Source organism: Amycolatopsis sp. CA-161197 (genome assembly GCF_050942255.1).
In the GTDB taxonomy this organism is placed as follows: domain Bacteria; phylum Actinomycetota; class Actinomycetes; order Mycobacteriales; family Pseudonocardiaceae; genus Amycolatopsis.
Genome location: NZ_CP192059.1, coordinates 631768 through 656155, shown reverse-complemented (window position 1 = coordinate 656155; position 24388 = coordinate 631768). Strand labels below are relative to the sequence as shown.

Sequence of the window (24388 nt, the reverse complement as noted above, 5' to 3'; positions counted from 1 at the left end):
ATGACGAGGTGGACCAAGGCGGCCGTCGCGGTCGTGACTCTTGCGGTGGGGCTGCTCATCGGCGCGGGCGCCGCGTCGGCCGACGAACCGAACACCAGTGGGACTCTCACGTGGCAGGTCACGGGTTCCTGATCGGGTGAAGATCGCATGGCGTTGAATAACGACCATGGCGACAGTGAGTGAGTGGATCGAAGGCGCCCGCCCGCGGACGCTGCCCAACGCGATCGCGCCGGTGGTCGCGGGCGTCGGTGCGGCGATCGCGCTGGACGCGTTCTCGTGGTGGCGTTCGGTGCTCGCGCTGCTGGTCGCGCTCGCTCTGATCATCGGCGTGAACTACGCCAACGACTACTCCGACGGCGTCCGCGGCACCGACGAGAACCGCGTCGGCCCCCTGCGCCTCGTCGGCTCCGGCACGGCCGCCCCGAAAGCCGTCCTCACGGCGGCGCTGGTGTGCCTCGGCCTCGCCGGCGTGCTGGGCCTGCTGCTCGTCGCCCTCACCGGCTTCTGGTGGCTCCTGATCATGGGCGGCGTCTGCATCCTCGGCGCCTGGTTCTACACCGGCGGCAAGAAGCCCTACGGCTACTACGGCTTCGGCGAGATCGCCGTCTTCGTGTTCTTCGGCCTCGCCGGCGTCCTGGGCACGGTCTACGTCCAGGCCGGCCGCGTCAGCTGGGCCGGCCTCGCCTGCGCCGTCGCCGTCGGCACCTTCTCCACGGCCGTGCTGACGGCCAACAACCTCCGCGACATCCCCACCGACATCGAATCGGGCAAACGCACCCTCGCCACCCGCCTCGGCGACAAGGGCACCCGCAGCCTTTACCTCGCCCTGGTAACCGTGCCCTACGTCCTGACGGTGATCCTCGGCATCTGGCACCCGCTCCAGCTCATCGCCCTGATCACCGCCCCCATGCTGCTGAAGTCGATCCGCGCCGTCGGCGGCGGCAAAGTGGGCCGCGAACTCATCCCGGCGCTCCGCGACACGGGCTTGGCCATGCTCGCGTGGGCGGTCCTGAGCGCAATCGCACTCGCCCTCTGACCACACACCCCAGGCGACACACACACCGCCACCCACCCAACCGCCGCCCACCCACGCGACGAAACCTGCACCCAGCCCAGCCCCGGCACCCCGATCCGAAGCCTCCTTGCGGCCGGCGAGCCGCTGTCAAGGCACGCTTTCCCGCCTTGACAACGGCTCACCGGCCGTCAACACAATCCAGCTTCGGGGTGCACGCCCAACGCAACACGCCCCCGCGAGGGCCTACCCCTCAAACCGCCCCGTCAGCATGAACTCGTCGAACTTCGCCCGGTACGGCGCGATGTCGAGGTCCTGCTCGGCCAGCCATTCATCCGAGTAGTACGTGTTCGCGTACCGGTCGCCGCCGTCGCACAGCAAAGTCACGACGGACCCAGCCTGCCCCTCGGCAACCATCCGCGAGATCAACAAAAACGCGCCGTACAGGTTCGTCCCCGTGGACCCGCCGGCCCAATGCCCCGTGTGATCCCTCAACAACCGGATCGCCGCCAGCGACCCGGCGTCCGGCACCGAGAACATCTCGTCGATCACCCCGGGAACGAACGACGGCTCCACCCTCGGCCGCCCGATCCCCTCGATCCGTGACGGCATCCCCGTCGCGTAGTCCAGCGCGCCGGTCTCCCAGGCACCGAAGAACGACGAGTTCTCCGGGTCGACCACCGCAACCTTCGTCGTGTGGCGCTTGTACCGCACATACCGGCCGAACGTCGCGCTGGTCCCACCCGTGCCGGCTCCGACGACGATCCACGACGGCACCGGATGCCGCTCCGCCCGCATCTGCGCGAACACCGACTCCGCGATGTTGTTGTTCCCCCGCCAGTCGGTCGCGCGCTCGGCGTAGGTGAACTGGTCGAGGTAGTGCCCGCCGCACTCGGCCGCGAGCCGCTCCGCCTCCGGGTACATGTCCGGCGCCCGGTCGACGTAGTGGCACTCACCGCCGTAGAACTCGATGAGGGCGATCTTCTCCTTGCTCGTCCGCCGCGGCACCACGGTCACGAACTTCAGTCCCAGCATGCGCGCGAAGTACGCCTCGGACACCGCCGTCGACCCGCTGGAGGCCTCGATGAGCGTGGTGTCCGGGCCGATCTGGCCGTTGACCAGGCCGTAGAGCAGCAGCGACCGGGCCAGCCGGTGCTTGAGCGAGCCGGTGGGGTGCACGGACTCGTCCTTCAGGTAGAGGTCGACACCCCACTCCGGGGGCAGCGGGAACACGTGCAGGTGTGTGTCGGCGCTGCGGTTCGCGTCGGCCTCGATGATGCGGACGGCCTCGCGCACCCAGGCCCGGTTGTGGAGCCTGCTCACGCGGCTTCGTCGCCCGGGTTGGTCGGCAGGTCGCCGCGCAGCTGGGCGCGCAGGGCGGCCCGCGCGCGGGCCCGCGACTCGTTGCGCTTGGCCAGCCCGGCCGTCACGCGCGCGTTGAGCTTGCGGAAGAGCAGCAGACCCAGCGGCAGGCCCACGACGAGCCCGATGAGGAGGGACACCAGCAGCGGCACTCCGACCAGCACCAGCACCCACGCGACCACGGCCACGAGCGCGAAGCGCGCGACCAGGTACAGGGTCAGGTCACGGGGCAGGTGTTCCGGCGATTCGTGTTCCGGCGATTCGCTCACATCAAGGGAGGCTACGCCTTGTTCTCGGCCTCTTCGTCCAGGCCCGCGTTGTTCGGACGGCCCTCGAAGCGGGTCGAGAGGACCACCGTCGTGTTGGTGCGCCCGACGCCCGGGATGCGCCGCAGCCGCCCGAGTGTGTGCTCCAGCTCGTCGACGGTCGACACGCGCACCTTCACCACGAACGCCTCGTCGCCGGCCACGGCGTAACAGCTCTCCACCTCGGGCAGCTCACCAAGTGCCGCGGCCACGTCCTCGTCGGTGGCGGTGTCGGTCGGGTGGATGCCCACCAGCGCCGTCACGCCCAGGCCGACGGTGCCCGGGTCCACCATCGCGTGGTAGCCGGTGATCACCCCCGCGGCCTCGAGCTTGCCCACGCGTTCGTGCACCGACGAGGCCGACAACCCGACGGAGCGGCCGAGGTCGGCGTAGGTGGCCCGGCCGTTGACCCGCAACGCCGCGATGATCTTCCGGTCCAGCTGATCCACCGGCTCATTATGCTGCGCGGCCGGCGCCGGCCGCAGGGAAGGTGAGACGCCCCCGGCGACAGACACAGTGTCTACTGCGTCACAACGTCGCCGATGGTCCGCTATGGCCCGCGATGCCGCTTTGGCGTGTCTTTACCTGAGGCCGCCGTTCCGCAGAAGAAAACCTCCTGGTCAGAGCCATTTGAACAAGGACTTCACACGCGGGAGGACGCCAGAGGTTATGTCCCTTTTGCACTTTAAGGGCTCTTTACTCAAGGACAACCGTTCGAGTACCCGACGGGTGAAGTGCCACGATTGCCGCGTTGGCTACCCCGGCGCGACGGGCGAAAGGCCCGATGCCTCCGGTATAGCAAGTAGGTCGTTAAGGAGGCGGAAAATGACCGCGACGATGGGCGGAAGGTTGCTCACCCCGGGTGAAGTGGCCGCCTTGTTCCGGGTGGACCCGAAGACGGTCACCCGGTGGGCCACGGCCGGCCGGATCGGCTCGATCCGGACCCCGGGCGGGCACCGCAGGTTCCGCGAGTCCGAGGTGAACGAGCTCCTCGCCGAGCTCACCACCGACGCGAGCGAACCGGCCCGCAAGGCCTGAACCAGCGCGACAAGAGGGTCGTGAGTGGTAAGAGGTGACTTCCCGCACCTCTTACCGGTCACGACCCTTCGTCGTACCCGGGGTTCGGGCCGGTTCGCCGTTTTACGGCTACTGTGCGGATGGTTACCAGTCCGACCACAGTCACGGCGGGACCGTTTTGCGATGGGCCCTGACGTCCGGTTGCGTACCCGCCTTCTTCAGGCCGGATTGGTAACGTGGGACACCGGCAAGGCCTTGCACGACGGAAGGACCGGGCATGATCGCTCTGCTCGCAGCGGTGGGCGCCATCACCATCGCCGTTCTGTTGTGGCGGGCCTTCGGGGCGCAACGCATCGGCGTGCCCGATCGGCGCCCCACCCTCGCACCCGACGACGACCCCGACTTCCTGCGCAAGCTCGGCGAGCAGCAGCGCAAGCGGCCCACCGACGACCCGGACGCCTGACCCGCCACCTGGCCCCGACCACCCCAATGTGGCATTGGTTGCGTTGAGCGCACCCAATGCGGCGTTCGGTGCGTTGGGCGCACCGAACGCCACATTGGGGTGCTTTACGAAGCCGGGGTCAGCGGTACTGCTGAGCCCCGAAGCCGTCGGCCACCGTCGCCGCCAGTTCCAGCAGGGCCAGGCGCGTGTCGCCGCCCAGGCGTTCCAGCTCGATCTCCGCGCCCTCCTCGAGGTGCGCGTCGAACGGGATGCGGCACACGGCGCGGACCTTCGCGCCGAAGTGGGCCGAGAGCTTGTCGAGGTCGACCGAGCTGCCCTTCGGGCGCACGGAGTTGATGACCACGACCGAGCGCTTCACCAGGTCGCCGTAGCCGTGAGCCTCGAGCCAGTCGAGCGTGGCCGAGGCGCTGCGCGCGCCGTCGACCGAGCCCGACGAGACGACCACCAGCGAGTCGGCGACGTCGAGCACGCCCTTCATCGCCGAGTGCATCAAACCGGTGCCGCAGTCGGTGAGCACGATGTTGTAGAAGTGCTCCAGCAGGTTGACCGTGCGCCGGTAGTCGGTCTCGGAAAAGGCCTCCGACACGGCCGGGTCCTGCTCGCTGGCGAGGATCTCCAGCCGGCTGGAGCCCTGTGAGGTGTACGAGCGCACGTCGCTGTAGCGGGTGATCTTCTCGGCGTCGCGCAGCAGGTGCCGCACGGTCGCCGTGGTCTCGATGGCGATCTTCTGCGACAGCGTGCCGCGGTCCGGGTTCGCGTCCACGGCCACCACGCGGTCGCCGCGCAGCGACGCGAACGTCGAGCCCAACGTGGTCGTGGTGGTGGTCTTGCCGACGCCGCCCTTGAGCGAGAGCATCGCGATCTTGTAGCACCCGCGCAGCGGCTGGTTCACCCGCGCGATCAGCTCGCGCCGGCGCGTGTCGGCCGGGCTCTCGCCGGGGTTGAGCAGCTTGCCGGTGCCCAGGTAGAGCGCCTTGCGCCAGCCCGACTGCGGCGTGCGCTTGGCCTGCTTCACCAGGTGCGCCGTGGTCAGGTCGTCGGGCACAGTCGAGTGGCGACCACCGGGCTGCGGCAGGCCCGAAGGCGCCTGCTGCGACGGCGGTTGCTGCTGCGGGTAACCCGCGGGCGGGTACTGCTGCTGCGGCTGCAGCGGCGGGAGGTTCTGGTCGTACTGCTGCGGCGCGTACCCCGGCGGAACCTGCCCGGGCTGCCCCGGCTGACCCGGTTGCGCCGGCTGGCCTGGCTGCGCTGCCTGTGCGACGGGCTGACCCGGCACGGCGTGCGGCCCCGAGTTCGGGTTGGGCGAGGCCACGACCTGGGTCGGCTGGGCCTCGTACGCGTCCGCGGCCGGGTGCGGCGTCGAGTCCGTGCGTTCGTCGGAGAACAGTTCGGCCGCCGGTTCCGGAGTCGCCTCGGGCTGTGCCTGAGCCTGCTCGGGCTGCCCTGGAACACCGCCGGACTCCGCCCGGGTGGCCGCCTCTTCGCTGGGTCCGGTCACCGCTGCCAACCTCCCGATCGCACCGCCTGCTGGATCCTCAGGTATCGACGGTAGTCGGGGGGAGTGTTACGAACCGCGTGGACCCCCGGTCAGTTGACCCCGGCGTACGAGTGGAGTCCGGCAGTCACCAGGTTGACGAAGAACAGGTTGAAGATCGTCACCGCGAACCCGACGATGTTGATCACCGCTGCCCGTGTGCCGCGCCAGCCGGCGGTGGCGCGGGAGTGCAGGTAGGCCGCGTAGACGACCCACGCGATGAAGGCGACGGTCTCCTTCGGGTCCCAGCCCCAGAACCGGCCCCACGCGGCCTCGGCCCACACCGCGCCGCACAGCACGCCGAAGGTGAAGATGGGGAACGCCACGATCGTGGCGCGGTAGGCGATGCGGTCGAGCACGTCGGCGGCCGGGAGCTTGGGGCCGAAGCCGGAGAACTTGGCCGGGTTGCGGTCGTATGCGGTGCGGAAGAGGTAGAGCACGCTCGCCACGCCGGGCACCAGGAACACGCCGGAGCCGATGATCGCGGCCGACACGTGGATGTAGAGCCAGTACGACTGCAGCGCGGGCACGACCGGCGCGGCCACCGTGTAGAGCAGCGTGCCGTTGATGAACATCAGGATCACGACGGGCAGCAGCAGGAAGCCCGTGAGGTGGCGCACCGGGAACTTCCGGATCACGATCAGCCACGCGACCACCGTGATGAAGGTGACCGCCATGCCGTACTCGTACATGTTGCCCCACGGCGCGCGGTGCACGGCGAGGCCGCGCAGCACGATCGCGGTGAGCTGGAGCAGCGCGCCCAGCACCAGCAGCGAGGCACCCATGCGGCCGATGCGCTCGGGACGGCCGACCTCACGCGGAGCCTCGGGCTCGGCCGGGGTGTCGGCGTCCTCGATCACCGGCCCGCCGGCGCCGACCAGCGACTTCTGCGCGCTGCGCGCGTGGGCCTGGCGGCCCTTCGCGCCGAAGGCCTGCTCGAACAGCGAGAGCAGGAGCGCGAGGACGTAGATCGCCACCGTCGTGGTGTAGAACCAGTCGCTATACTGCGACAACGTCTCGTTGATCTGCATGCCTCAGCTGCCTTTCCGGCCCGTGACCAGCCGTTCGCTGATCCGCTGGAACTCTTCGCCGTACCCTGCCTGGTCGGTGCGCGCCAGCCCGGCGACCTCGATCACGGTACCCGCGTGTCCGTCGTCACCCTGGCGCACCCGCACCCACACCCGTCGCCGCTTGACCAGCAGCGATCCGCCCAGGCCCGCGAACATCACGATCGCGAAGCCGAGCACGTACACCTGCGTGGGGTCGTGGGAGATCTGGAGGTTCACCCACTTGTTCACGCCGTCGAAGCGGACCTTGGTGCCGTCGTCGAGCGTCACCGACTGGCCGATGGCCAGGTTCTGCCGCGCGACGCGCTTGAGGCGCCCGTCGGCCACGCGGTCCTGGTCGACCTCGAACACCGACTGCCCGCGGCCCGCGTCGAGGCCGAGGTCGCCGCGCAGCACGTCGACGGCGACCATCGGGTTGTTCAGCTCGGGCGCGGTGGAGGTGAGGATCCCGCCGTGGACGAACGACGTCGGCGCCAGCACACCGGTGATCGCGAGCTGCTTGGTGCGCCGCTGGATCTCGTCGGTGATGCCGGGCTGGTCGAACTTGGTGGCGCCCTGCGAGAGCATCGTGGTCGTGTCGGTGGGCCGCCACTGCGTGTTCTGCGTGCGCTGCTCGCCGTTCGGGAACGTCACGGTGAACTGGGGCGAGTAGCCGTTGCCCAGCAGGTAGACGCGGTCGCCGACGGTGCGCAGCGGGTCGTTGACCTGCAGGTTGTACGGCCGCCACGTGTTGGTCTTGAGGTCTTCGCCCGACTGGTACTGGATGTTCGAGTGGTAGTAGTCCGCCTCGCCGGCGGGCGTGTAGTTCGCGGTGAAGTCGTTGACCTTCACGCAGAACTCGTCGAGGTCGGTGCCGTCGATGCGCAGGCCGGCTTCGAACGAGTCGTAGTTGTAGATGCCGGAGTTGCAGAACTGGCTGCCGTCGGCCTGCACGATCACCTGGCCCTCGTAGCTGTAGAGCTTGCCGAGGGCGAAGAAGATGATCAGGCCGAGCATGCCGAAGTGGAAGAGCAGGTTGCCGGTCTCACGCAGGTAGCCGCGTTCGGCGGAGATGGAGAAGCCACCTTCTTCGTCCCGCTCGATCTTGCGCCAGCCCGAGAGCTGCTTGCGCACGTCTTCGCGGATCGATTCCGGGGTGCGCGCCGTGCGGACGATGCGGTGGTGCGGCATGCGCGCGAGGTTGCGCGGCGTCAGCACCGGCTTCGCGCGCATCTGCTGCACGTAGTCCCAGCTGCGCGGCGTGAGGCAGCCGACGAGCGAGATCATCAGCAGCAGGTAGATCGCCGAGAACCAGACGCTGGAGTAGACGTCGTAGAACTGCAGCTTGTCGAGCAGGCTGCCCCACCAGCCGTGGCTGGTGATGTATTCGTCGACCTTGGCCGCGTTGAGCCGGTTCTGCGGCAGCAGTGCGCCGGGCAGCGCGGCGAGCGCCAGCAGGAACAGCAGCACGAGCGCGGTGCGCATCGACGTGAGGCCGCGCCAGGTGTTGCGCAGGAAGGCGAGCAGCTGCTTGCCGGCCGACGGCCGGTAGGGGCGCTGCGGGCTGGCCGGGGGTGCTTCGGTGGTGGTCACAGTGGCAGCACCAGGTTCGAGGCGACGGAGTTGCGGAGCCAGCCCATGACGTCTCCCCAGAGTCCGGTGACGAGCAGGATGCCGACGACCATCAGCAGCCCACCGCCGATGAGCTGCACGCGGCGGCCGTTGCGGCGCAGCCAGTCGGTGGCGCGCACGGCCCAGCGGGCGCCGAGCGCGATCAGCAGGAACGGCAGGCCGAGGCCCAGGCAGTAGACGAGCACCAGCAGGTACCCGCGCGCGGCCGCGCCGCCCGTGGCGCTCGCGAGGCTCGTGACGGCCGAGAGCGTCGGGCCGATGCACGGCGTCCAGCCGAGCCCGAATACCGCACCCAGCAGCGGCGCGCCCCAGATCCCACCGCCCGGCACGCGGTGCGAGCGGACCTCCCGCTGCAGGCCCGGGATCCAGCCGAGGAACACGAGCGCCATCGCGATCGTGAGCACCCCGCCGATGCGCTGCAACAGGTCCTGGTTGATCAGCAGCGTGTCCGCGAGCCAGACGAGCGTGCCGAGCGTCGCGACGAACACGACGGTGAACCCGAGCACGAACAGACCCGCCGCGCCCAGCACGGCGTAGCGGCCCTTCTTGCGTTCCTCGTCGACGCTCACCGCCGGCGCGTCGGCTCCCACCAGCGCCGCGAGGTACGCCAGGTACCCGGGCACGAGCGGCACCACGCAGGGCGACGCGAACGAGATCGCGCCGGCCAGCAACGCCACGCCCGCGGCGAGCAGCAGCGGTCCGGAGATCGCCAGCTCGGACACGGAGTTCACGCACTTGAGAGTAGGCAGTGAGCTTCGCGTGAGACGGGCGGGGGCAGCTCACAGGACGTACGCCACAGCCCGAACGGGACCAAGGTCCCACTCGTGACCGGCGCTGCCGGACGGATCCGGCGGCGCCGATCACCGAAGTGACGAGCGGGCGGGCAGGCTACTTCTCGGCCGCCAGCCGCTGCATGACCGGGACGAGGTCGGTCGCGAGGACGTCGCGCAGGAACACGGCCGCCACGCGGTGCTGTTTGTCGAGGATGATCGTCGAGGGGATGATGTTGCGCGGGTAGCCCTGGAGCTGCAGCAGCACACGGCCCGACGGGTCCCAGATGGACGGGTACGTGATGGCGCGGTCGCGCACGAAGTCCTGGGCGACCGAGCGGGCCGGGTCGCGGACGTCGAGGCCGACGATCGCCGCGTTGAGCGGCTGGAACTGCTTCGCCGCCTTCTCCAGCTCCGGCGCCTCCGCGCGGCACGGCCCGCACCACTGGCCCCACAGGTTGATCGCCACGGGCTTGCCCGCGAAGTCGTTCAGCGACAGCTGCTTGCCCTCGTTCATCAGGTCGTCGCCGGCCAGCACCGGGGCCGTCTGGCGCTTGTCGAGGGGGTAGGTGATGTCGATCTGCCCGCCGGGCGACACGAACGTGAAGGTGCCGCCGGAGACGACGGCGTCCTTGCCCGTCGAGCAGCCGGCCACCAGCAGCGCGGCGGCCAGCAAGGCACCGAGCGCCCGTTTCATGCGCCCGTCACCTTCGGGTCCGTGGTGCCCGCGGGTTCGCTGTAGACGATGTCCACCAGGGCCTCACCGTCGAAGACCAGCGACGTCAGCGAGGCCAGTGAGCACTGGCGGTTGCGCGGGTCGTGCCACAGGCGCTTGGCCTCGAGGAACCGGCGCAGCGTCCAGATCGGCAGCTGGTGCGAAACGCACAGGGCCTCGCGCCCCTCGGCCTGCTCGCGGGCGCGGTAGACCGCGCCGAGCATCCGGTGCGCGATCTCCACGTACGGCTCGCCCCACGACGGGCGGAACGGGTTGACCAGGTGCGGCCACGCCTTGGGCTGGCGCAGCGCCCCGTCGCCGACGGCCACGCGCTGGCCTTCGAAGACGTTGCCCGCTTCGATCAGGCCCTCGTCGGTCGCGATGTCGAGGCGGTGGGCGGCCGCGATGGGCGCCGCCGTCTCCTGGGCGCGCTGCAGCGGCGACGCGACGACGTGCGCGAGGTCGTGGCCCGCCACGGCTTCCGCGACGGTGAGCGCCTGGCGCTGCCCGCGGTCGGACAGCCGGAAGTTCGGCAGGCGGCCGTAGAGGATCTTGTCGGGGTTGTGGACTTCGCCGTGGCGCAGGAGGTGGACGACGGTGGTCACGGCTTGACCGCCTCGGCCGCGGCGCGGGCGGCGGCCGGGAGGGCCGCCTCGATCACGCCGAACGCTTCGTCGTCCATCGCGGCGTTCACGAACCACGCCTCGTACGCGCTCGGTGGCGCGTACACGCCGGCGTCGAGTAGTGCGTGGAAGAAGGCGGGGAAACGCCAGGTCTCGGTGGCCTGCGCGCCCGCGTAGTCGCGCACGGCGCCGTCACCGAAGAAGACGCTCACGAGGTTGCCGGCGTACTGCACGTTGTGCGCGACGCCCGCTTCGGTCAGCGCAGCGTCGAAGAGCCCGCCGAGCCGCTTCGCGTTGGCGTCGAGCGCCGCGTACACGGCGTCGTCGGCCGCGCGCAGCGTCGCGAGGCCCGCGGCGACGGCGACGGGGTTCCCCGACAGCGTGCCGGCCTGGTAGACGGGACCACCCGGCGCGAGCTTCGCCATCACGTCGGCGCGACCGCCGAACGCGGCGGCCGGCAGCCCGCCCGACATGACCTTGCCGAACGTGTACAGGTCACCGGCCACGCCTTCGAGGCCGAACCAGCCCGCGCGCGAGACGCGGAAGCCGGTCATGACCTCGTCCATGATCAGCAGCGCGCCGTACTCGCGGGTGATCTCCGCGAGGCCCGCGTTGAACCCGGCATCCGGCGCGATCGCGCCCATGTTGCCCGCGGCCGCCTCGGTGATCACCGCGGCGATCTCGCCCTCGTTCTCCACAAAGGACTTCCGCACGGCGTCGAGGTCGTTGTACGGCAGGACGATCGTGTCCGCGGCCTGCGCGCCGGTGACGCCGGGCGAGGTCGGCAGCCCGAGCGTCGCGACGCCGGAGCCGGCCTGGGCCAGCAGCGCGTCGACGTGACCGTGGTAACAGCCGGCGAACTTCACGATCTTCGCCCGGCCGGTGAACCCGCGGGCGAGGCGGATCGCGCTCATCGTCGCCTCGGTGCCGGAGTTGACCAGGCGCACCTGCTCGACGGGCTCGACGCGACCGATGATCTCCTCGGCCAGCTCGACCTCGCCGATCGTCGGCGTGCCGAACGAGAGCCCGCTCGTGGCGGCCGCGCGCGCGGCCTCGACCACCTGCGGGTGGGCGTGCCCGAGGATCATCGGACCCCAGGACGAGACGAGGTCGACGTAGCGGTTGCCGTCGGCGTCCCACAGGTGGGGGCCTTCGCCGCGGACCATGAACCGCGGAGTGCCGCCGACCGAGTTGAACGCCCGCACCGGCGAGTTCACCCCGCCCGGGACGGCCGCCTTCGCGCGTTCGAACCAAACCTTGGACTGCTCGGTGCCAGTGCTCACCCGTCCAGTCTTGCAAATCCCCGAGCCCAGCCGGTGGCCGACGTCGCGCGCGGGCCGCGGTGCTCCGCTGTGCTGCTGGTTACCAATCCGACCACGGTCACGGCGGGGACGGTTGTGAACCGGGGAAACGTCCGTTTGGTGCCCGCCTGCCTTTGGTCGGATTGGTAACCTGCCGATCACGGGCGGTTCAGCCAGGTGCCGCCGGGCCGCCGTGAACGGGGAGGGCAACGTGACCACGCCCACGCACAGGCGCAACCCCTGGGTCGTGCTGGTGGTGTTCTTCGTGCTGGTCGCCGTGGTCGCCGTCGTGGGGTCGCTCGCCGCCACGTCGGCGCCCGAGACGTACGCGCGGCTCGTGCTGCCGGACTGGGCGCCGCCGGCGAAGCTGTTCGGTCCTGTGTGGACACTCCTGTACGTGCTGCTCGCGTTCGCCGGCTGGGTCTACTGGCGCACGGACGGTGAGACGCAGGGCTTCGCCATGTACGGCGTCAGCCTGCTGTTCAACCTGCTCTGGACGCCGCTGTTCTTCGCGGGCGGCTCCACGCGGCTGGCCTGCGTGGACATCATCCTGCTCGGCTTCACCACGCTGATGACGATCGGTTTGTTCTACCGCCGCTCGCACCTGGCCGCGGTGCTGCTGCTGCCGTACTTCCTCTGGATCGTCTACGCGACGGCGCTGAACGTGGCGATCATCGCGCTGAACGAGAACCTCAACTAGCGGCCGCCGCCGTGAAGACGTGGGCGACGGTGCCGCGGCTGAACGCAGTGGTGCGCACCGGTTCGAGGGTGAGCGGCTTCGTGAAGAGCCGCTCACCGGCGCCCAGCACGACCGGGTGGACGACGAGGCGGTACTCGTCGATCAGCCCGGTCTCGATCAGGGACCGGGCGAACCGGACGCCGCCGTGGGCGAGCAGGTAGCCGTCGCGCTCCTCCTGCTTGAGCCGCGTGACGGCCTCGGCGAGATCGCCGGTGACGATCGTCGTCTCAGGCCAGTCGGCGGTGGTGAGCGAGTTCGAGAAGACGATCTTGGGGATGTCGTTCATCGGCTGGGCGAACGGCCCGGTCGCGGTCGGCCAGAAGCCGGCCACCTGCGTGTACATGGTGGCGCCCATGAGGTGCGCACCGGCGCCGCTCAGCGTCTCGACGTTCGCCGCGGCCCCGTCCTCGGAGCGGCCCGCGGCGAACCAGTCCACGCGCCCGTCGGCCGGCGCGGCGTAGCCGTCGAGCGAGACCGACATCTTCAGCACGAGTGCGACCATGCGCCGGAATCGTACGCGGGAACGACCGGTCCGGGGTCCGGTTTGCGAAGCGCGGGTTTCGCTTTCCGGCCGGACGCTGCGTGACGAGGACAGCGGCGCCCTGTGCCTGACTTGCGATGGCGAATGCCAGCTCCGGCCGATGACCAGCGAGTATCGACCTCCCGGAGAGGTGCCGGCCGGCGAGTGGCGGCCGACGACCAGCGCAAAGGAGCGCGCCGACGGACCACACGGTGACGAGGACCGACCCGGCCCCGCGAGTCGACGGTGACGACTCGGGGCGGTGGAGTCTGCGCCAGCTGTGCCGGGCGATTCGGTTCGAGGTCTTCCGCGAGAACCTGAACAGCGTCTTCTACCCCGCGAAGGTCGAAGTCCGGGAACGCGCCGCCCGGTGCTCCCCAGCTCCCGCCTCAGCGCGGCGGAGCTCCAGCACCTCACCGTCGGGTACGTCTGTTTCGGAACCGAAACCAGCGTCGACCCGGGCGCGCTGGGCGCCTACCACGTCAACATCCCCACGTTCGGCGCCGTCGAGTCGCGCTGCGGGCCGCGCGGGATGATCGCGACGCCGGGCCACGCCGCGGTGTTCACCCCGTCGGAGCACACGTACCTCCCGCGCTGGGCGGCCGACGCCGAACAGATCTGCGTCAAGATCTCCACCCGCTCTCTCGAAGCGGAGCTGGAGGGCCTGCTCGGTCACCCGGTGGGCACCTCCGTCCGGTTCGATCTCGATTTCTCCCTCACGCCGGGCGCCGGGCGAAGCTGGTTGTCCACGGTGAAGCTGCTGCTGTCCGAGCTGGCCGATCGGGAAAGCCTGGTCCACCGCTCGGAGCGGCACCGCGAGCACCTCGAGTCCATGGTCGTCGACGGCGTCAGCGGCCGGCGAGTGCAGCAGGGCTTCCAGGAACACCTCGGGATCACCCCGATGGCCTACCTCAGGCGCGTCCGCCTCGAGCGCGCGCGGCAAGACCTACGGGAGAACGCGGGTTCCGTGAGCGATGTCGCCAACCGCTGGGGGTTCTCGAACCTCGGGCGCTTCTCCCGCGCCTACCGCGAGCAGTTCGGCAAAACACGGTCGGCCACGCTGCGCGACGCGCGGTAGACCAGGCCGCTGTTCCTTCCCGGCAAAGGGTTTCGCGATCCGTCCTGCGCCGTCGCGATCAGGGCACGCCACGACCGGCGGCCGTCCTACCGTCGACGCGCGCGGGTGCCCGGAGCCCGCCGGACGGAATGGAGTGACGATGGTGGTGGAGCAGGCCTACCTGCGGATCGCCGACGGGCGCGAGAACGACTTCGAAGAGGCGTTCCGCGCGGCCAAACCCCTTCTCGCGCAAGCGCAGGGCTGCACGAGCGTGGAACTCTTCCGCGACGCGGAGCACCGCTCGACGTACCTGCTCCGCGTCGGCTGGGAGCGGCTCGAAGACCATCTGGTGGTCTTCCCCGCGAGCGATGGGGGCAAGCGGTTCGCCGAACAGGTCGCGGGTTTCTTCGCCGACGAGGCCGAGGTTCGCCACTTCGAAAGCACCGACCGGGACGTGGCCTGATGGATTTCTCTTGGGAGACGGCGACTTCGGCCGTGATCGACAGCTTCCGCGACACCCCCGACCCGCGGTTCCGAGGACTCAGCGGCATTGCTGGTGAGTGTCATCGCTTCCTCTATCCGGCCCAGCCGCTCCACGTACCCACCCGGCCGGAATGCGCAACGAGGCCGCGGACTTCGGCCGCCGACGACCACCGCGGTGAACCGACCGGCCTCGGTTGCGCGGTCCGGAAGGCGACGCAGATGAGCGTCGAGCGTGGCCGCGCCGGCCAGAGTGTCGATGTCGAAGAGACGCCCGGCAAACGCGGCTGCCGGCAACCCGGCGGACGCCGACCGGCCCGAGCACCCGATCCAGCGGCACCCGCATGCGGTCCGGATCGGCTTCGTGGAGCCGCGGCCGGATGACCATGTCGTCGCCGGCGCTGATCACCGTGACCCGCAGCTCGTCGTCGGCCAGCCCCCGTTCCTGGCGCAACTCGGCCGCGCTCGCGGCGCTGGACGCCCCCGCGAACCCGCCTAACTGCTCGCGCCCGTGTAGCGGCGCAGGCCTGTGCGCCACACGAACATCGCGACGAGGACCGAGGCGGCGGTGGTGACCAGCGCGCCGAGCACGAGCAGTGCGTCGACCGGGCGGGCGAGGACGCGGGCCGGCGCGGAGGCGACCACCGCGAGCGGCAGGACGTAGGTGAACACGCGCCGCACGGGGCGGGCGTAGATGTCGGCGGGATAGCGGGCGAGCTGCCAGACGTTGCCGAAGAGGCTGTGGAGGTCGAGTTTCGGCGCCCAGAACGCGAGGCTGGCGAAGATCATCCCGACCGCCCATGTCGTCACGGTCGCGGCGGCCACGAGCACAGCCCACACCGAGAACGCGCCGGCACCCGGGAACCGGGGCAGCTCGGCCGCGCCGGCGAAGACCACGCCGAGGCCCAGCAGGATCTGCACGCCGGCGAGCGGCGCGGCGGTGGCGAAGCTGACGAGGAACATGCTGGGCGCCGGCTGCAGCAGGTGGTGGTCGAGGCGGCCCTCGCGCACGCCGCGCGTCGGGAAGCCGGCGAGGTTCGGGTCGACGAACGTCGTCTTCACGCCGCTGAGCAGCTCGAACGTGCCGATGAGCACCAGCACCTCGGGTCGCGTCCAGCCGGCGAGGGTCGTGGTGCGGGAGAAGATGACCAGCACCGTGGCGATCGTCGAGGCCAGCGCGACGACCGACAGCACCGCGTCGAACACGAGGTTCGCCCGGAACGCCAGCGCCTGGCGCAGGGACAACGAGAAACTCGTCGCGAACAACCGAAGCAGCTTCACGCGCCCACCGCCGTGTAGCGGCGTACGCCGGAGCGCCAGACGACCACGGCGGCCACCGCGAAGACCACGCACCAGCCGGCCTGCACCGCCACGCCCGACGCCGGCAGCGTCCCGGAGGCGATGTCGGCGGGCAGCCCGAGCATGGCGTGGAACGGCAGCAGCGACGCCACGGGCCGCCAGGACGCGGGCAGATCGGCCAGCGGCGCGGCGATGCCACCGAGCAGGAACACGAGGATGTTGCCCAGCGCGACGATCGCGTGCACCCGTTCGGTCCAGAACGCCGCCAGCGCCAGCAGCCAGGTCCACAGGAACCGCAGCACCGCGGCCAGCACGAGCGACGGCAGCGCGAGCAGCACGTCCGGCCAGCGGTAGGACGCACCGGTGACGAGGGCGACCACCACCGTCAACGGCAGCCCGAACAGCGCCAGCCACAGCCGGATCGCGAGGTTCTCCCCCGCCGGTCCGAGCACCACGGGCTGGGGTTCCAGCAGGCGGGCGCTGATCTTCCCGTCGTACACCGACTCGGCGAAGGTGTAGTCCTCGAACGAAGCCGTGAGCAGGTGCACGGCCACCAACGCGACGAAGTACCGCACGATCCGCGCGTCGCCCGGGAGCACGGCGGACCACACGACGAGCCCGATCAGCGGCCCGATCGCGTAGTTCACGACCAGCGACGCGGTGAACCACCACGTGCCCGCCCACTCCAGGAACTGGTGGCGCACCGCCAGCGCGAGCAGCCGGGCCGTCCTCACACGCCCTCCCGGTACGCGCGGTCCAGCACCATCTCGAGCGACGGCTCCTCCACCGCCAGGTCCACGACGTCGAGCGAGGTCAGCAGCTGCGACGTCACACGGGCGACGTCATCCCGCGGCACGCGCAGGTCCCACGACACCCCGCTGGTGGCCACGACCTCGGCGACCCCGTCGAAGTCCTCCTTCACCGCCGCGGGCGCGCTGATGCGCAGCAGCTTGTACGGCGAGAGCCGCGCGGCCAGCTCTTCGCGCGGACCGTCGTACTGCACGCGGCCGTGGTCGACGAGGATCAGCCTACGGCACAACGACTCCACGTCGGCCATGTAGTGGCTGGTGAGCACGATCGTGGCGCCGTTCTGCGTGGTGTAGGCGGCGAGGAACCGGCGGATGGCCGCGGCGGCGGACACGTCGAGGCCGAGCGTCGGCTCGTCGAGGAAGAGCACTTTCGGCCGGTACAGCAGGGAAAGCGCCAGGCCCGCGCGCATCTTCTCGCCGAGGCTGAGCGCGCGCAGCTGCCGGTGCAGCAGCGGGCCGAGCTCCAGCAGCTCGGCCAGCTCGTCGAGCCCGGCGTGGTAGCCGGCTTCCGGGATGTCGTAGAGAACGCGTTGGTACTGCAGGGAATCCAGCACAGTCAGCTCCTGCGCGCCACCCGTGGGCTGGCTGCCGCGCACGAGCGCGATCTGCTTGAGGAACGGCGTGCGGCGCTGCCACGGCGTGAAGCCGAGCACCTCGACGGACCCGGCCGTGGGGTGCAGCAGGCCGGACATGAGCTTCATCGCGGTGGTCTTGCCGGCGCCGTTGGGCCCGAGCAGGCCGACGACTTCACCGGCCGGGACCTCGAACGACAGGTCGCGCACGGCCTCGACCTCCCGGTAGCGCCGGTGCACCAGCGAGCGGAACGCGGCCTTCAGCCCCGCCTCCCGCACCGGGACGCGGTAGGTCATCGACAGGCCGTCGACGACGACGGCGCTCACGGCCACAGTTCGTCGTACGGCAGCGTCGCGAACAGCTCGTCCCACGCGGCGTCGTCGCCCTGCCAACGGCCTTCGAGCAGCGGGATCTCGCGGTACGCGATGCCGGGCGGAAGCTTGTCGAGGTCCTCGGGAGTGGTGCGGCGCAGCCAGAGGAGGGCGAAGTCGTGGCCGGGGTAGCGCTCGCGCAGGGTGGTCTGGAGCCGTTCGAGGTCGGCGGCGGTCTCGACACCGTTGGCGTCCTGGCGGACGTACAGCACGCGCTGCGGTGAGGCGACGAGCTCGCGCCAGCGCCGGGCGAGGAACGCCAGCTTCTCGCGGACGGCGGGAAGCTGTTCTTCGACGTCTTCGAGCGTGAGCTTCGCGTCCGGCTTCGCGTGGAACTCGTGGTAGAACTCGATGCCGGCGTCGAGGTCGATGGCGCCTTCGCCGTCGGTGGTCAGCGCCATGCGGCCGGGTTTGAGCAGGCCCCGGAAGTCGGTGTCGAGGGCTTGCTGCACGAAAACCAGGTCGATTTCGAGCCAGTCGAAGAAGTGCGCGGACTCCTGGCCGGTGATGCGGCGGATCTGGTAGGTGGACTCGCAGTGCTGGCCGAGCCCCACACACAGGTCGAACACGGTTCTCCTTCCTGAACTACCGGGCCACGCGGCGGGCGAACTCCCGCTGCAGCACGGGCGGTTCGAGCGCTTCGAAGTCGAGACCGCCGGGGCGGATCTTCTTGCTGTCCAAGGCCAACGCGCTCACGCGGCCGGAGCCGCACCAGCCTTCGGGGTCGAGCTCGGCGATGGGGTCGCGGTAGGCCTCGTCGATCGGCACGATCTCCCAGCCGGCCTCCCGGAAGGCGCGGGCGGCGTCGGCGATGAAGAGGGTGTTGAGGTCGTTTTCGTGCAGCAGCACCACGTGGGCGGGTGAGCGGCCGGTGGCGGCGACGGCGAGCTGGTCGTAGAACTCCGCCGGCGCCAGGAGGGACTCGACGTAGAGGTCCCGCAGGGCTTCGCGGTCGTACGCGCGGCCCGCGCGGACGGTCTCGGCGACGAGGGCGTCGAGGTACCAGTCGAGGGTGAGCACGGTGACGTAGGCGTTGCGCAATCCCCGTCGCGCCAACGCTTTCCGGACGGCGGCGCGCTTGGCCGGGTCGTCGTCGCCCTCGTCCAGGAACGGGAAGCGGAACCACGGCCGGGCGCCTTCGCGGCCTTCGAACCACTCGGCGGCGCGGTCGAGGTCGGCGAGGTAATCGGCGACCGACGTGTCCGCCAGCCGTGGGTGGCTGTAGCTGTGACTGCCGAGCACGTGGCCGCCCGCGGTGTAGGCCTTGATCCGGGCCTCGCCGCCGACGCCGCGCGGCTGCTGGAAATCGCCGACCACGACGAAGAACCCGGCCTGTTCGGGAAGCTGCTCGACGAGGGCGGCCGTGCGTTCGTCGGGGGTGAAGAAGACGCCCGGGTCGTGCGGGGTGTCGTCGAAGGTGAAGGCCACGCGTTTAGTCGGCATCGAGCACCCCCACCGGCTGCACCTGCACGTCACCGCTGCGGTCGAGCTTGTCCCACGCGCCGCGCCGGCCGGTCACGATCCGGGCCCAGGCGATCCACGTCGCCCATGAACCCACGACCGGAATGACCACAGTGGACCGAAAGCTGGTGCGCGCGGCCACCAGCCCCGCCGCCGCTCGGCCCGCCGCGTCGAGGGACCGCGCGAACCTCCTCGACACGACGAAGTAGCCGTAGTTGACCACGATCGTGAGGACGGCCACCGCCACCACCTCGGGCAGGTCGTCGCCCCGCAGGAGCAGCACCACGGCCGACAGCGGCAGCAGCACCGCGCTCGGCACGGACACCAGCGGCAGGACGGAGTTGTTCCACAGCAGGTACAACCACAGCATCGCCGCGATGCCGCCGCGCCGCAGCGCCGGCCACGCGATCCTCAGCAGCACCTGCGTTTTCCCGGTGGCCCAGCGCACGCGCTGGCGGCGCAGGCTCGCCATCGTGTCCGGCGCCTCCGTGAGCACGGCCGCGGAAGCCTCGTGCACCGTGCGGTGGCCGGCGAGCAGCAACGCGAGCGTGAGGTGCGCGTCTTCGGCCAGCGTGCCCTCGGGGTACCCACCGACCGCGGCGACGGCCCGCCGCCGGAACGCGCCGATCGCGCCGGGGATCACGGTGATCCGCCGCATCCGCGAGAAGGCGCGGCGCTCGATGTTGTTCGCGGTCTCGTACTCGTGCACCTGCGCGGCGTACACGAAATCCTGCGCCGGCCGGCGGTTGCCGACGATCATCTGCCCGGACACGGCGGCCACGCGCGGGTCGGCGAAGTGGCCGAGCAGGCGGGCGAGGGTGTCGGGCAGCACCTGCGTGTCGGCGTCGACGGAGACGAAGAACTCCGTGGTCACGGCGGTCAGGCCGCGGTTCAGCGCGGCCGCTTTGCCGAGGTTGCGCTGGCCGAGCACGAGGATCACGTCGCCGTAGTGCGCCACTGCTTCCCGCATCACCGCGCGGGTGGCGTCGGTGGAGCCGTCGTCGACGCAGATCACGCGGTCCAGCTCGACGCCGCGCGAGGCGAGGATGGCGTCGATCGTCTTGCGCAGCACCTTGGCCTCGTTGAAGCACGGCACGAGCACGGACACCCGCCGGCGCGGCCCGCTCGGCGGTGGTGGCACGGGTTTGCGTGCGAGCGCGAGCAGCACGAAACCTTGCCCGGACGACCAGACGGACAACAGGGTCAGCACCCAGAACACGACCGTCATGACGGGCCGAGATCGTCCGGCGTGAGCTCGACGTCGGCGAACGCGTCCAGGTAGGCGGTGATGGAGGTGCCGGCCTCGTCGCTGCGGCTCTGCCCGCTCTCGAGGTAGGCGAGCACGCCGTACGGACCGCAGAGGTGTGCGGCGCCGAGCAGCGACGCCGGCGACGGGTCGCTCGACGACCACAGGTCACCGCCGGATTTGGCGAAGTGGCGGTCGAGGATGCTCGCGTTGTGCCGCAGCGCCCGGCGCAACACCGCGAGCTGACGGTCGTGGTCGCGCAGGTCGGCGAGCGAGTGGATGCCGTCGCGGCCGGTGAACGTGCCGCGCCACTCGTTGACGTCGGTGCCGATGCGCCAGTGCCCGGTGCCCTCGTCGAGGTGGACGTGGCTGGTGGTGCCGCCGCGCCAGGTGCGTTCCGCCAGGGCGGGCGCGTAGTACGACGGGAGTTTGACCTCCTCGCCGTCGAGGACCACGGCTTCGCGCACCGGGCGGTAGTACTGCAGGTCGATGAGCAGGCCTTCGCCGAACTGGAACCCGACGAACCCCCACGGGTTGATCACGGCGGCCTGCACGGCGGTGATGCCGGCGGAGCGCTCGAACAGCTCGGCCGTGCCGGTGCGGCGGAGGAACTCGGCGATGGTGATGCGGTCGGTCACGGGGGCGCCGGTCTCGGCGTCGCGCATGAGCCGGCCAGGGCGCTCGACCTGCCAGTAGTCCATGACGGGGTTGTCGAGGTTGTCGACGTACCAGTCGAGGTTTCGCGAGTCGAGGCGGGATTCGAGGTCGAGAAGGCGACGGGCGAACGTCATGCGAGTCCCTTCACCGGTTCGAGGTCTGCAGGCAGAAAGCGCTTCCTGGTGAAGAGGACGTTGTACTGGTCTTCGGTCTGCGTGTCTCGGGCGAACGGTTCGAGGCCGTGCTGGCGGAGCTTCTCCACGACGTCGGCGGCCAGCCATTGGTCCTGCCAGAACGGGGTTTCCTCGACCTCGATCTTGAGCAGGTCGCACCGGTCGAGGAAGGTTCCCGCGCCGCTGAGGACCTGTTCCGTGGCGCCTTCGACGTCCATCCACAACGCGAACGGCCCTGGTGCGGCGGCGAATTCGCGGTCGAGCGTCGTCGCCGCGACGGTGACCTCTTCATACTCGACGTCGCCGAGCCAGTCGTCGCCTCTGCGGCGCAGGAGGGAGTTGTAGCCCTCGACGCGGTCGTCGGCCAGGCTGGCGCTGTCGGTGATCACCAGGAAGGTGACCTCGCCGGGTTCGCTCGCCAGCGCCTGGTGGCGGTAGTCCACACCACGCGCCGCGAAGTCCGTGGCAGCAGTGAACTTCCGGTGCACGTAGGGATTCGCCTCGAACGCCACCACCGTGCACTCCGGCACCGCTTCGGCGACCCTCAGCGAAGTCTCGGCCTCGAACGCGCCGGCTTCGACGAAAATTCTGGGCCGCAGCAGGGAAATCAGGTCGAGGAACAGCGCGTCGAGTTCCGCGACCGTGCTGGTTGTCCGAATTTTCCTTTCCTGGACCCGGAAATTCACTGGAACGCTCCCGTCGTGCGACACCGGCCTCTCTCCAGTGATCCACGCGGGACGCGCCGTGAGCAAGGAAGACTAAGGGAATTACCACCGTCAGGGGTCCGATGGGTGCACGATCGGACACGGAACCGGGTACCACCGGTTAGGGCGGCACCCGGCCGGGTACCTAGTCCTGGATGCGGTAACGCTCGGCGACAGCGTGGAAAGCCGCCTTGGGCTCCCACGGCAGGCCGGGGTACGTCGTGCCGGTGCGGTCCTCGAACACCTTGACGATGCCGCCGCCCGCGAGGTCGAGGTCGTCGCGCGGGTCGCCGTCGGGGCGGTGCGGGTGCGTGCGCAGGGCGAAGAGGTAGACGAACGCGCTGTCCACGCCTTCTTCCTCGAAGATCTCCAGCAGTTCGGTCAAGTACTGGGCCTGGCCGGGTTCGTCGCGTTCGTAGACGTCGTTCAGCCGGATCGGCCGGCCGTGCTCGTCGTTCTCGACGATCTCCATGCTGCGCGGCGCGACGTCACCGGCGCCACGCCAGGTGGCCGTGCCGAACCCCGTGATGACCACGGGTTTGTCCTGGCGCGTCAACGTCCGCACGCCTTCGCGGAACACGTCGGCGACGGCGGCCGAGCGGATGAGCTCCAGCGTTGTGAAGTCGAACAGGTCCCAGTCGACGCGCTCGAACTGGATGGCCGCGTAGGTGACCTTGCCGCCGAAGGTCTTGCGGATCGCGGGCACGGCTTCGCGGAAGAAGTCGGCGAGGCGTTCGCTCGCCTTCGCCAGGCGCGCGGGCCGGTCGGCCGGGTCGCCGAGCAGCCAGCCGAGGCGCTGCTCCAGCGTGGCGCCGTCGGCGAAGCCCTGGACCATCACGGACAGCTCGGCTCCGGCGACGAACACGACCTCCGCCCCGGTGCGGCGGATCCGCTCGGCGCGTTCGGCGCAGTCGGCGAAGAGCGCGTGCAGCTCGTCGACGGTCAGGTCCAGCGGGTACGGCGAGAACCACACCTCCAGCCCGAGCTCGGCCGCGAGCCGGCCGGCGATCTCCAGCCGCTCGGGAACGCCGCCGACGAGCTGGACGGCGGTGCAGTGCAGGTCGTCGCGGATGATCGCGAGCTCGCGCCGGACGACGTCCGCGTCGAAGTCGTCCCAGGAAGTGGCTCCGTTGCTGAGGAATCCGGTGTCGTAGGCAATGCCGTTGGCTCTCATGGCGGCGAGGCTAGCTCGCAATGTTGCGTGCGCGCAAGATTTCGGATTCGCAGGTTTTCGGCTTTACTGGACCGGTGACCGGTCTGCGTGAACGCAAGAAGCAAGCCACCCGCACGGCGTTGAGCTCCGCCGCATTGCGGCTGGCAGTCGAGCGCGGCGCGGAGAACGTGCGGGTCGACGACATCGCGGAAGCCGCCGGGGTCTCACCGCGGACCTACAACAACTACTTCGCGAGCCGCGAGGACGCGATCGTCTTCGCCGTGACCAGCGACCGCGAAGCGCGGGTCGCGGCCGCCGTCCGCGCTTCTCCGGCTGGCTTGGCCGACGCGGTGGTGGAGGCCGTTGTTTCGCAGTACACCGAGCCCGACGAGAACGCCCGCGAAGCACTGCTGCTCATCACGACAAGCCCCGCATTGCGCACCGCGTACGCGCGCTCCGCGACGGCGCTCGAACCGCCGCTGACTTCCGCGCTGGCCGAGCGGCTACCGGACGGGCCCACCGCCCGCGTGCTGGCCGCCGCGGTCGCCGCCGCGGTGCGGATCGCACTCGAACAGTGGGCCCAGCCCGTGACCTCGGGTTTTGTCGTGGTTTCGGGTTCCCTGCCGGACTTGCTGCGGACGTCGCTGGCCCCGTTGGTGCCGGCCCTCGACGCCGCCGAGCGTTAACGCGCGGGCTGCTGCACGATCGCCTGCGCGGCGACGGTGCCGTCGGAGCCGGGGCGGCCCTGGACCGTCACGGTGGCGCCGGGTTTGAGGTCCGACAGCTTGCCGGGCTGGGTGAGGCCGACGGTGGTGGAGTCCGAAGTGGACACGGTGACGTCGGTGCCCTGCAGGGTTTTCAGGGTGACGGTGGTGCCGTCGACCTTTTCGACCGTGCCGACGGTGCCGCGGCCCGCGCCGCCGCGGGCGCCGGTGAAGCCGCCGGAGCCCTGGCCCTGCTGGGCGGCGCCGGTGCCCGCCCCGGTCCCCGTACCCGTGCCGGTGCCCGTGCCGCGGCCGCCGAAGCCGCCGCGGGCGCCGCTCTGCTGGCCGCCGGTGCGGGCAGCCGCGGCACCGCCGCCGCCGGAACCGGAGCCGAAAGCCGCGTGCGTCCAAGCGCCGCCGGCGAAGGACAGGGCGATGACCAGCAGGCCGGCCAGCACGAACGTCGGTTTGCCGAACGGCTTGGCGACCCGCTTCATCTCCTGGTTCAGATCACCGTCGACCGCCGGAGAAGCCACGATCTCTTCCGGCGAAGGAGAAGGCGAAGCCGCCAACGGCGCCGTCACCGGTGGGAACTCGGTCGTCGGCTCGTCGGGGACGGGGTTTCCCAACCCGGGCGACTGGGTGGACGAAGACATGTGCGG

General features: G+C 70.4%; 29 protein-coding genes. 8 read left to right on the top strand and 21 right to left on the bottom strand.

Annotated features, from left to right (window positions below; translation table 11 throughout):
• Positions 1-132: a hypothetical protein gene (locus ACQPXB_RS03305; protein ID WP_366589125.1), complete on the top strand. Its 132-nt coding sequence runs from the start codon at positions 1-3 to the stop codon at positions 130-132.
• A gap of 34 nt (positions 133-166) precedes the next feature.
• Positions 167-1036, top strand: a complete 870-nt coding sequence (locus ACQPXB_RS03300) for a 1,4-dihydroxy-2-naphthoate polyprenyltransferase (RefSeq protein WP_432849386.1) — start codon at positions 167-169, stop codon at positions 1034-1036.
• 222 nt (positions 1037-1258) lie between these two features.
• On the opposite strand, the gene ACQPXB_RS03295 is transcribed toward ACQPXB_RS03300, so the two are convergent.
• Genes ACQPXB_RS03295 through ACQPXB_RS03285 form a run of 3 tightly spaced genes read right to left on the bottom strand, consistent with a single transcriptional unit; the run spans position 1259 to position 3128 of the window.
• Positions 1259-2335 (bottom strand): PLP-dependent cysteine synthase family protein, encoded by a 1077-nt coding sequence (locus ACQPXB_RS03295; protein WP_366590618.1) that lies wholly within the window; start codon positions 2333-2335, stop codon positions 1259-1261.
• A complete protein-coding gene (locus ACQPXB_RS03290; RefSeq protein ID WP_366590620.1) occupies positions 2332-2643 on the bottom strand; it encodes a DUF4229 domain-containing protein in 312 nt (103 codons plus the stop codon). Before ACQPXB_RS03290 ends, ACQPXB_RS03295 begins: the two co-directional genes overlap by 4 nt.
• A gap of 11 nt (positions 2644-2654) precedes the next feature.
• On the bottom strand, positions 2655-3128 hold the full coding sequence (locus tag ACQPXB_RS03285) for an Lrp/AsnC family transcriptional regulator (protein ID WP_285970770.1): 474 nt from the start codon (positions 3126-3128) through the stop codon (positions 2655-2657).
• Positions 3129-3504: 376 nt separating this feature from the next.
• Here ACQPXB_RS03285 and ACQPXB_RS03280 point away from each other — a divergent pair, with 376 nt between their 5' ends.
• Together ACQPXB_RS03280 and ACQPXB_RS03275 are read left to right on the top strand one after the other, a co-directional pair.
• A complete protein-coding gene (locus tag ACQPXB_RS03280; protein WP_072474890.1) occupies positions 3505-3717 on the top strand; it encodes a BldC family transcriptional regulator in 213 nt (70 codons plus the stop codon).
• Positions 3718-3973: 256 nt separating this feature from the next.
• Positions 3974-4159, top strand: a complete 186-nt coding sequence (locus ACQPXB_RS03275; protein WP_220245962.1) for a hypothetical protein — start codon at positions 3974-3976, stop codon at positions 4157-4159.
• A gap of 118 nt (positions 4160-4277) precedes the next feature.
• Here the strand turns inward: ACQPXB_RS03275 and ACQPXB_RS03270 are convergent, their stop codons facing one another.
• The 7 genes from ACQPXB_RS03270 to hemL all read right to left on the bottom strand — a co-directional run bounded on the left by ACQPXB_RS03270 (position 4278) and on the right by hemL (position 11762).
• The gene (locus ACQPXB_RS03270) at positions 4278-5657 is read right to left on the bottom strand and encodes a MinD/ParA family ATP-binding protein (protein ID WP_432849381.1); all 1380 of its coding nucleotides are present in this window, start codon (positions 5655-5657) and stop codon (positions 4278-4280) included.
• A gap of 89 nt (positions 5658-5746) precedes the next feature.
• Positions 5747-6724 carry a c-type cytochrome biogenesis protein CcsB gene (gene ccsB / locus ACQPXB_RS03265; protein WP_366577879.1) on the bottom strand — a complete coding sequence of 326 codons (978 nt, stop codon included), beginning with the start codon at positions 6722-6724 and terminating at the stop codon, positions 5747-5749.
• A 3-nt stretch (positions 6725-6727) separates the two neighbouring features.
• Positions 6728-8332, bottom strand: a complete 1605-nt coding sequence (gene resB, locus ACQPXB_RS03260) for a cytochrome c biogenesis protein ResB (protein WP_366577877.1) — start codon at positions 8330-8332, stop codon at positions 6728-6730.
• A complete protein-coding gene (locus tag ACQPXB_RS03255) occupies positions 8329-9102 on the bottom strand; it encodes a cytochrome c biogenesis CcdA family protein (protein WP_220245958.1) in 774 nt (257 codons plus the stop codon). The genes resB and ACQPXB_RS03255 overlap by 4 nt, the downstream gene beginning before the upstream one ends.
• A 157-nt stretch (positions 9103-9259) precedes the next feature.
• The gene (locus ACQPXB_RS03250) at positions 9260-9838 is read right to left on the bottom strand and encodes a TlpA disulfide reductase family protein (protein WP_366577875.1); all 579 of its coding nucleotides are present in this window, start codon (positions 9836-9838) and stop codon (positions 9260-9262) included.
• Complete coding sequence (locus tag ACQPXB_RS03245; RefSeq protein ID WP_220245956.1) at positions 9835-10461, bottom strand: histidine phosphatase family protein; 627 nt, start codon at positions 10459-10461, stop codon at positions 9835-9837. Before ACQPXB_RS03245 ends, ACQPXB_RS03250 begins: the two co-directional genes overlap by 4 nt.
• Entirely contained in the window at positions 10458-11762 is a 1305-nt protein-coding gene (hemL, locus tag ACQPXB_RS03240; protein WP_432849376.1) for a glutamate-1-semialdehyde 2,1-aminomutase, read from the bottom strand. The genes ACQPXB_RS03245 and hemL overlap by 4 nt, the downstream gene beginning before the upstream one ends.
• Positions 11763-11991: 229 nt before the next feature.
• Here hemL and ACQPXB_RS03235 point away from each other — a divergent pair, with 229 nt between their 5' ends.
• Complete coding sequence (locus tag ACQPXB_RS03235) at positions 11992-12480, top strand: TspO/MBR family protein (RefSeq protein ID WP_366577871.1); 489 nt, start codon at positions 11992-11994, stop codon at positions 12478-12480.
• On the opposite strand, the gene ACQPXB_RS03230 is transcribed toward ACQPXB_RS03235, so the two are convergent.
• Positions 12473-13021 carry a dihydrofolate reductase family protein gene (locus tag ACQPXB_RS03230; protein ID WP_366577869.1) on the bottom strand — a complete coding sequence of 183 codons (549 nt, stop codon included), beginning with the start codon at positions 13019-13021 and terminating at the stop codon, positions 12473-12475. The genes ACQPXB_RS03235 and ACQPXB_RS03230 overlap by 8 nt on opposite strands.
• Positions 13022-13409: 388 nt before the next feature.
• Between ACQPXB_RS03230 and ACQPXB_RS03225 the strand changes: the two genes are divergently transcribed.
• Entirely contained in the window at positions 13410-14117 is a 708-nt protein-coding gene (locus ACQPXB_RS03225; RefSeq protein WP_432849373.1) for an AraC family transcriptional regulator, read from the top strand.
• A 139-nt stretch (positions 14118-14256) separates the two neighbouring features.
• Positions 14257-14559, top strand: coding sequence for an antibiotic biosynthesis monooxygenase family protein (locus ACQPXB_RS03220; RefSeq protein WP_432849371.1), 303 nt, complete (start codon positions 14257-14259; stop codon positions 14557-14559).
• A gap of 512 nt (positions 14560-15071) precedes the next feature.
• On the opposite strand, the gene ACQPXB_RS03215 is transcribed toward ACQPXB_RS03220, so the two are convergent.
• From ACQPXB_RS03215 to ACQPXB_RS03175, 9 genes are all read right to left on the bottom strand, one after another.
• Positions 15072-15857: an ABC transporter permease gene (locus ACQPXB_RS03215; protein ID WP_432849369.1), complete on the bottom strand. Its 786-nt coding sequence runs from the start codon at positions 15855-15857 to the stop codon at positions 15072-15074.
• Positions 15854-16609: an ABC-2 family transporter protein gene (locus ACQPXB_RS03210; protein ID WP_386946246.1), complete on the bottom strand. Its 756-nt coding sequence runs from the start codon at positions 16607-16609 to the stop codon at positions 15854-15856. Before ACQPXB_RS03210 ends, ACQPXB_RS03215 begins: the two co-directional genes overlap by 4 nt.
• Entirely contained in the window at positions 16606-17583 is a 978-nt protein-coding gene (locus tag ACQPXB_RS03205; protein WP_432849366.1) for an ABC transporter ATP-binding protein, read from the bottom strand. Before ACQPXB_RS03205 ends, ACQPXB_RS03210 begins: the two co-directional genes overlap by 4 nt.
• The gene (locus ACQPXB_RS03200; protein WP_366577859.1) at positions 17580-18197 is read right to left on the bottom strand and encodes a DUF1796 family putative cysteine peptidase; all 618 of its coding nucleotides are present in this window, start codon (positions 18195-18197) and stop codon (positions 17580-17582) included. Before ACQPXB_RS03200 ends, ACQPXB_RS03205 begins: the two co-directional genes overlap by 4 nt.
• A 16-nt stretch (positions 18198-18213) precedes the next feature.
• Positions 18214-19071, bottom strand: a complete 858-nt coding sequence (locus tag ACQPXB_RS03195) for a polysaccharide deacetylase family protein (RefSeq protein WP_432849364.1) — start codon at positions 19069-19071, stop codon at positions 18214-18216.
• A complete protein-coding gene (locus ACQPXB_RS03190; protein WP_386946239.1) occupies positions 19061-20317 on the bottom strand; it encodes a glycosyltransferase family 2 protein in 1257 nt (418 codons plus the stop codon). The genes ACQPXB_RS03195 and ACQPXB_RS03190 overlap by 11 nt, the downstream gene beginning before the upstream one ends.
• A complete protein-coding gene (locus ACQPXB_RS03185) occupies positions 20314-21126 on the bottom strand; it encodes a hypothetical protein (RefSeq protein WP_366577855.1) in 813 nt (270 codons plus the stop codon). Before ACQPXB_RS03185 ends, ACQPXB_RS03190 begins: the two co-directional genes overlap by 4 nt.
• Positions 21123-21851: an FkbM family methyltransferase gene (locus ACQPXB_RS03180; RefSeq protein WP_432849361.1), complete on the bottom strand. Its 729-nt coding sequence runs from the start codon at positions 21849-21851 to the stop codon at positions 21123-21125. The genes ACQPXB_RS03185 and ACQPXB_RS03180 overlap by 4 nt, the downstream gene beginning before the upstream one ends.
• A gap of 163 nt (positions 21852-22014) precedes the next feature.
• Positions 22015-23043 (bottom strand): hypothetical protein, encoded by a 1029-nt coding sequence (locus ACQPXB_RS03175; RefSeq protein WP_432849360.1) that lies wholly within the window; start codon positions 23041-23043, stop codon positions 22015-22017.
• Positions 23044-23117: 74 nt separating this feature from the next.
• On the opposite strand from ACQPXB_RS03175, the gene ACQPXB_RS03170 reads away from it, so the two are divergent.
• The gene (locus tag ACQPXB_RS03170; protein ID WP_432849359.1) at positions 23118-23708 is read left to right on the top strand and encodes a TetR/AcrR family transcriptional regulator; all 591 of its coding nucleotides are present in this window, start codon (positions 23118-23120) and stop codon (positions 23706-23708) included.
• On the opposite strand, the gene ACQPXB_RS03165 is transcribed toward ACQPXB_RS03170, so the two are convergent.
• Positions 23705-24382 (bottom strand): DUF5666 domain-containing protein, encoded by a 678-nt coding sequence (locus ACQPXB_RS03165; RefSeq protein ID WP_366577848.1) that lies wholly within the window; start codon positions 24380-24382, stop codon positions 23705-23707. The genes ACQPXB_RS03170 and ACQPXB_RS03165 overlap by 4 nt on opposite strands.
• Positions 24383-24388: the final 6 nt, after the last annotated feature.

Bases quoted from the DNA above. Each gene is read 5' to 3' on its own strand.
- ACQPXB_RS03305 (WP_366589125.1), top strand. From the start codon at position 1: ATGACGAGGTGGACCAAGGCGGCCGTCGCGGTCGTGACTCTTGCGGTG.
- ACQPXB_RS03300 (WP_432849386.1), top strand. From the start codon at position 167: ATGGCGACAGTGAGTGAGTGGATCGAAGGCGCCCGCCCGCGGACGCTG.
- ACQPXB_RS03280 (WP_072474890.1), top strand. From the start codon at position 3,505: ATGACCGCGACGATGGGCGGAAGGTTGCTCACCCCGGGTGAAGTGGCC.
- ACQPXB_RS03275 (WP_220245962.1), top strand. From the start codon at position 3,974: ATGATCGCTCTGCTCGCAGCGGTGGGCGCCATCACCATCGCCGTTCTG.
- ccsB (WP_366577879.1), bottom strand. From the start codon at position 6,724: ATGCAGATCAACGAGACGTTGTCGCAGTATAGCGACTGGTTCTACACC.
- ACQPXB_RS03250 (WP_366577875.1), bottom strand. From the start codon at position 9,838: ATGAAACGGGCGCTCGGTGCCTTGCTGGCCGCCGCGCTGCTGGTGGCC.
- ACQPXB_RS03230 (WP_366577869.1), bottom strand. From the start codon at position 13,021: ATGGTCGCACTCGTGCTGAAGATGTCGGTCTCGCTCGACGGCTACGCC.
- ACQPXB_RS03220 (WP_432849371.1), top strand. From the start codon at position 14,257: ATGGTGGTGGAGCAGGCCTACCTGCGGATCGCCGACGGGCGCGAGAAC.
- ACQPXB_RS03195 (WP_432849364.1), bottom strand. From the start codon at position 19,071: ATGCCGACTAAACGCGTGGCCTTCACCTTCGACGACACCCCGCACGAC.
- ACQPXB_RS03190 (WP_386946239.1), bottom strand. From the start codon at position 20,317: ATGACGGTCGTGTTCTGGGTGCTGACCCTGTTGTCCGTCTGGTCGTCC.
- ACQPXB_RS03185 (WP_366577855.1), bottom strand. From the start codon at position 21,126: ATGACGTTCGCCCGTCGCCTTCTCGACCTCGAATCCCGCCTCGACTCG.
- ACQPXB_RS03175 (WP_432849360.1), bottom strand. From the start codon at position 23,043: ATGAGAGCCAACGGCATTGCCTACGACACCGGATTCCTCAGCAACGGA.
- ACQPXB_RS03165 (WP_366577848.1), bottom strand. From the start codon at position 24,382: ATGTCTTCGTCCACCCAGTCGCCCGGGTTGGGAAACCCCGTCCCCGAC.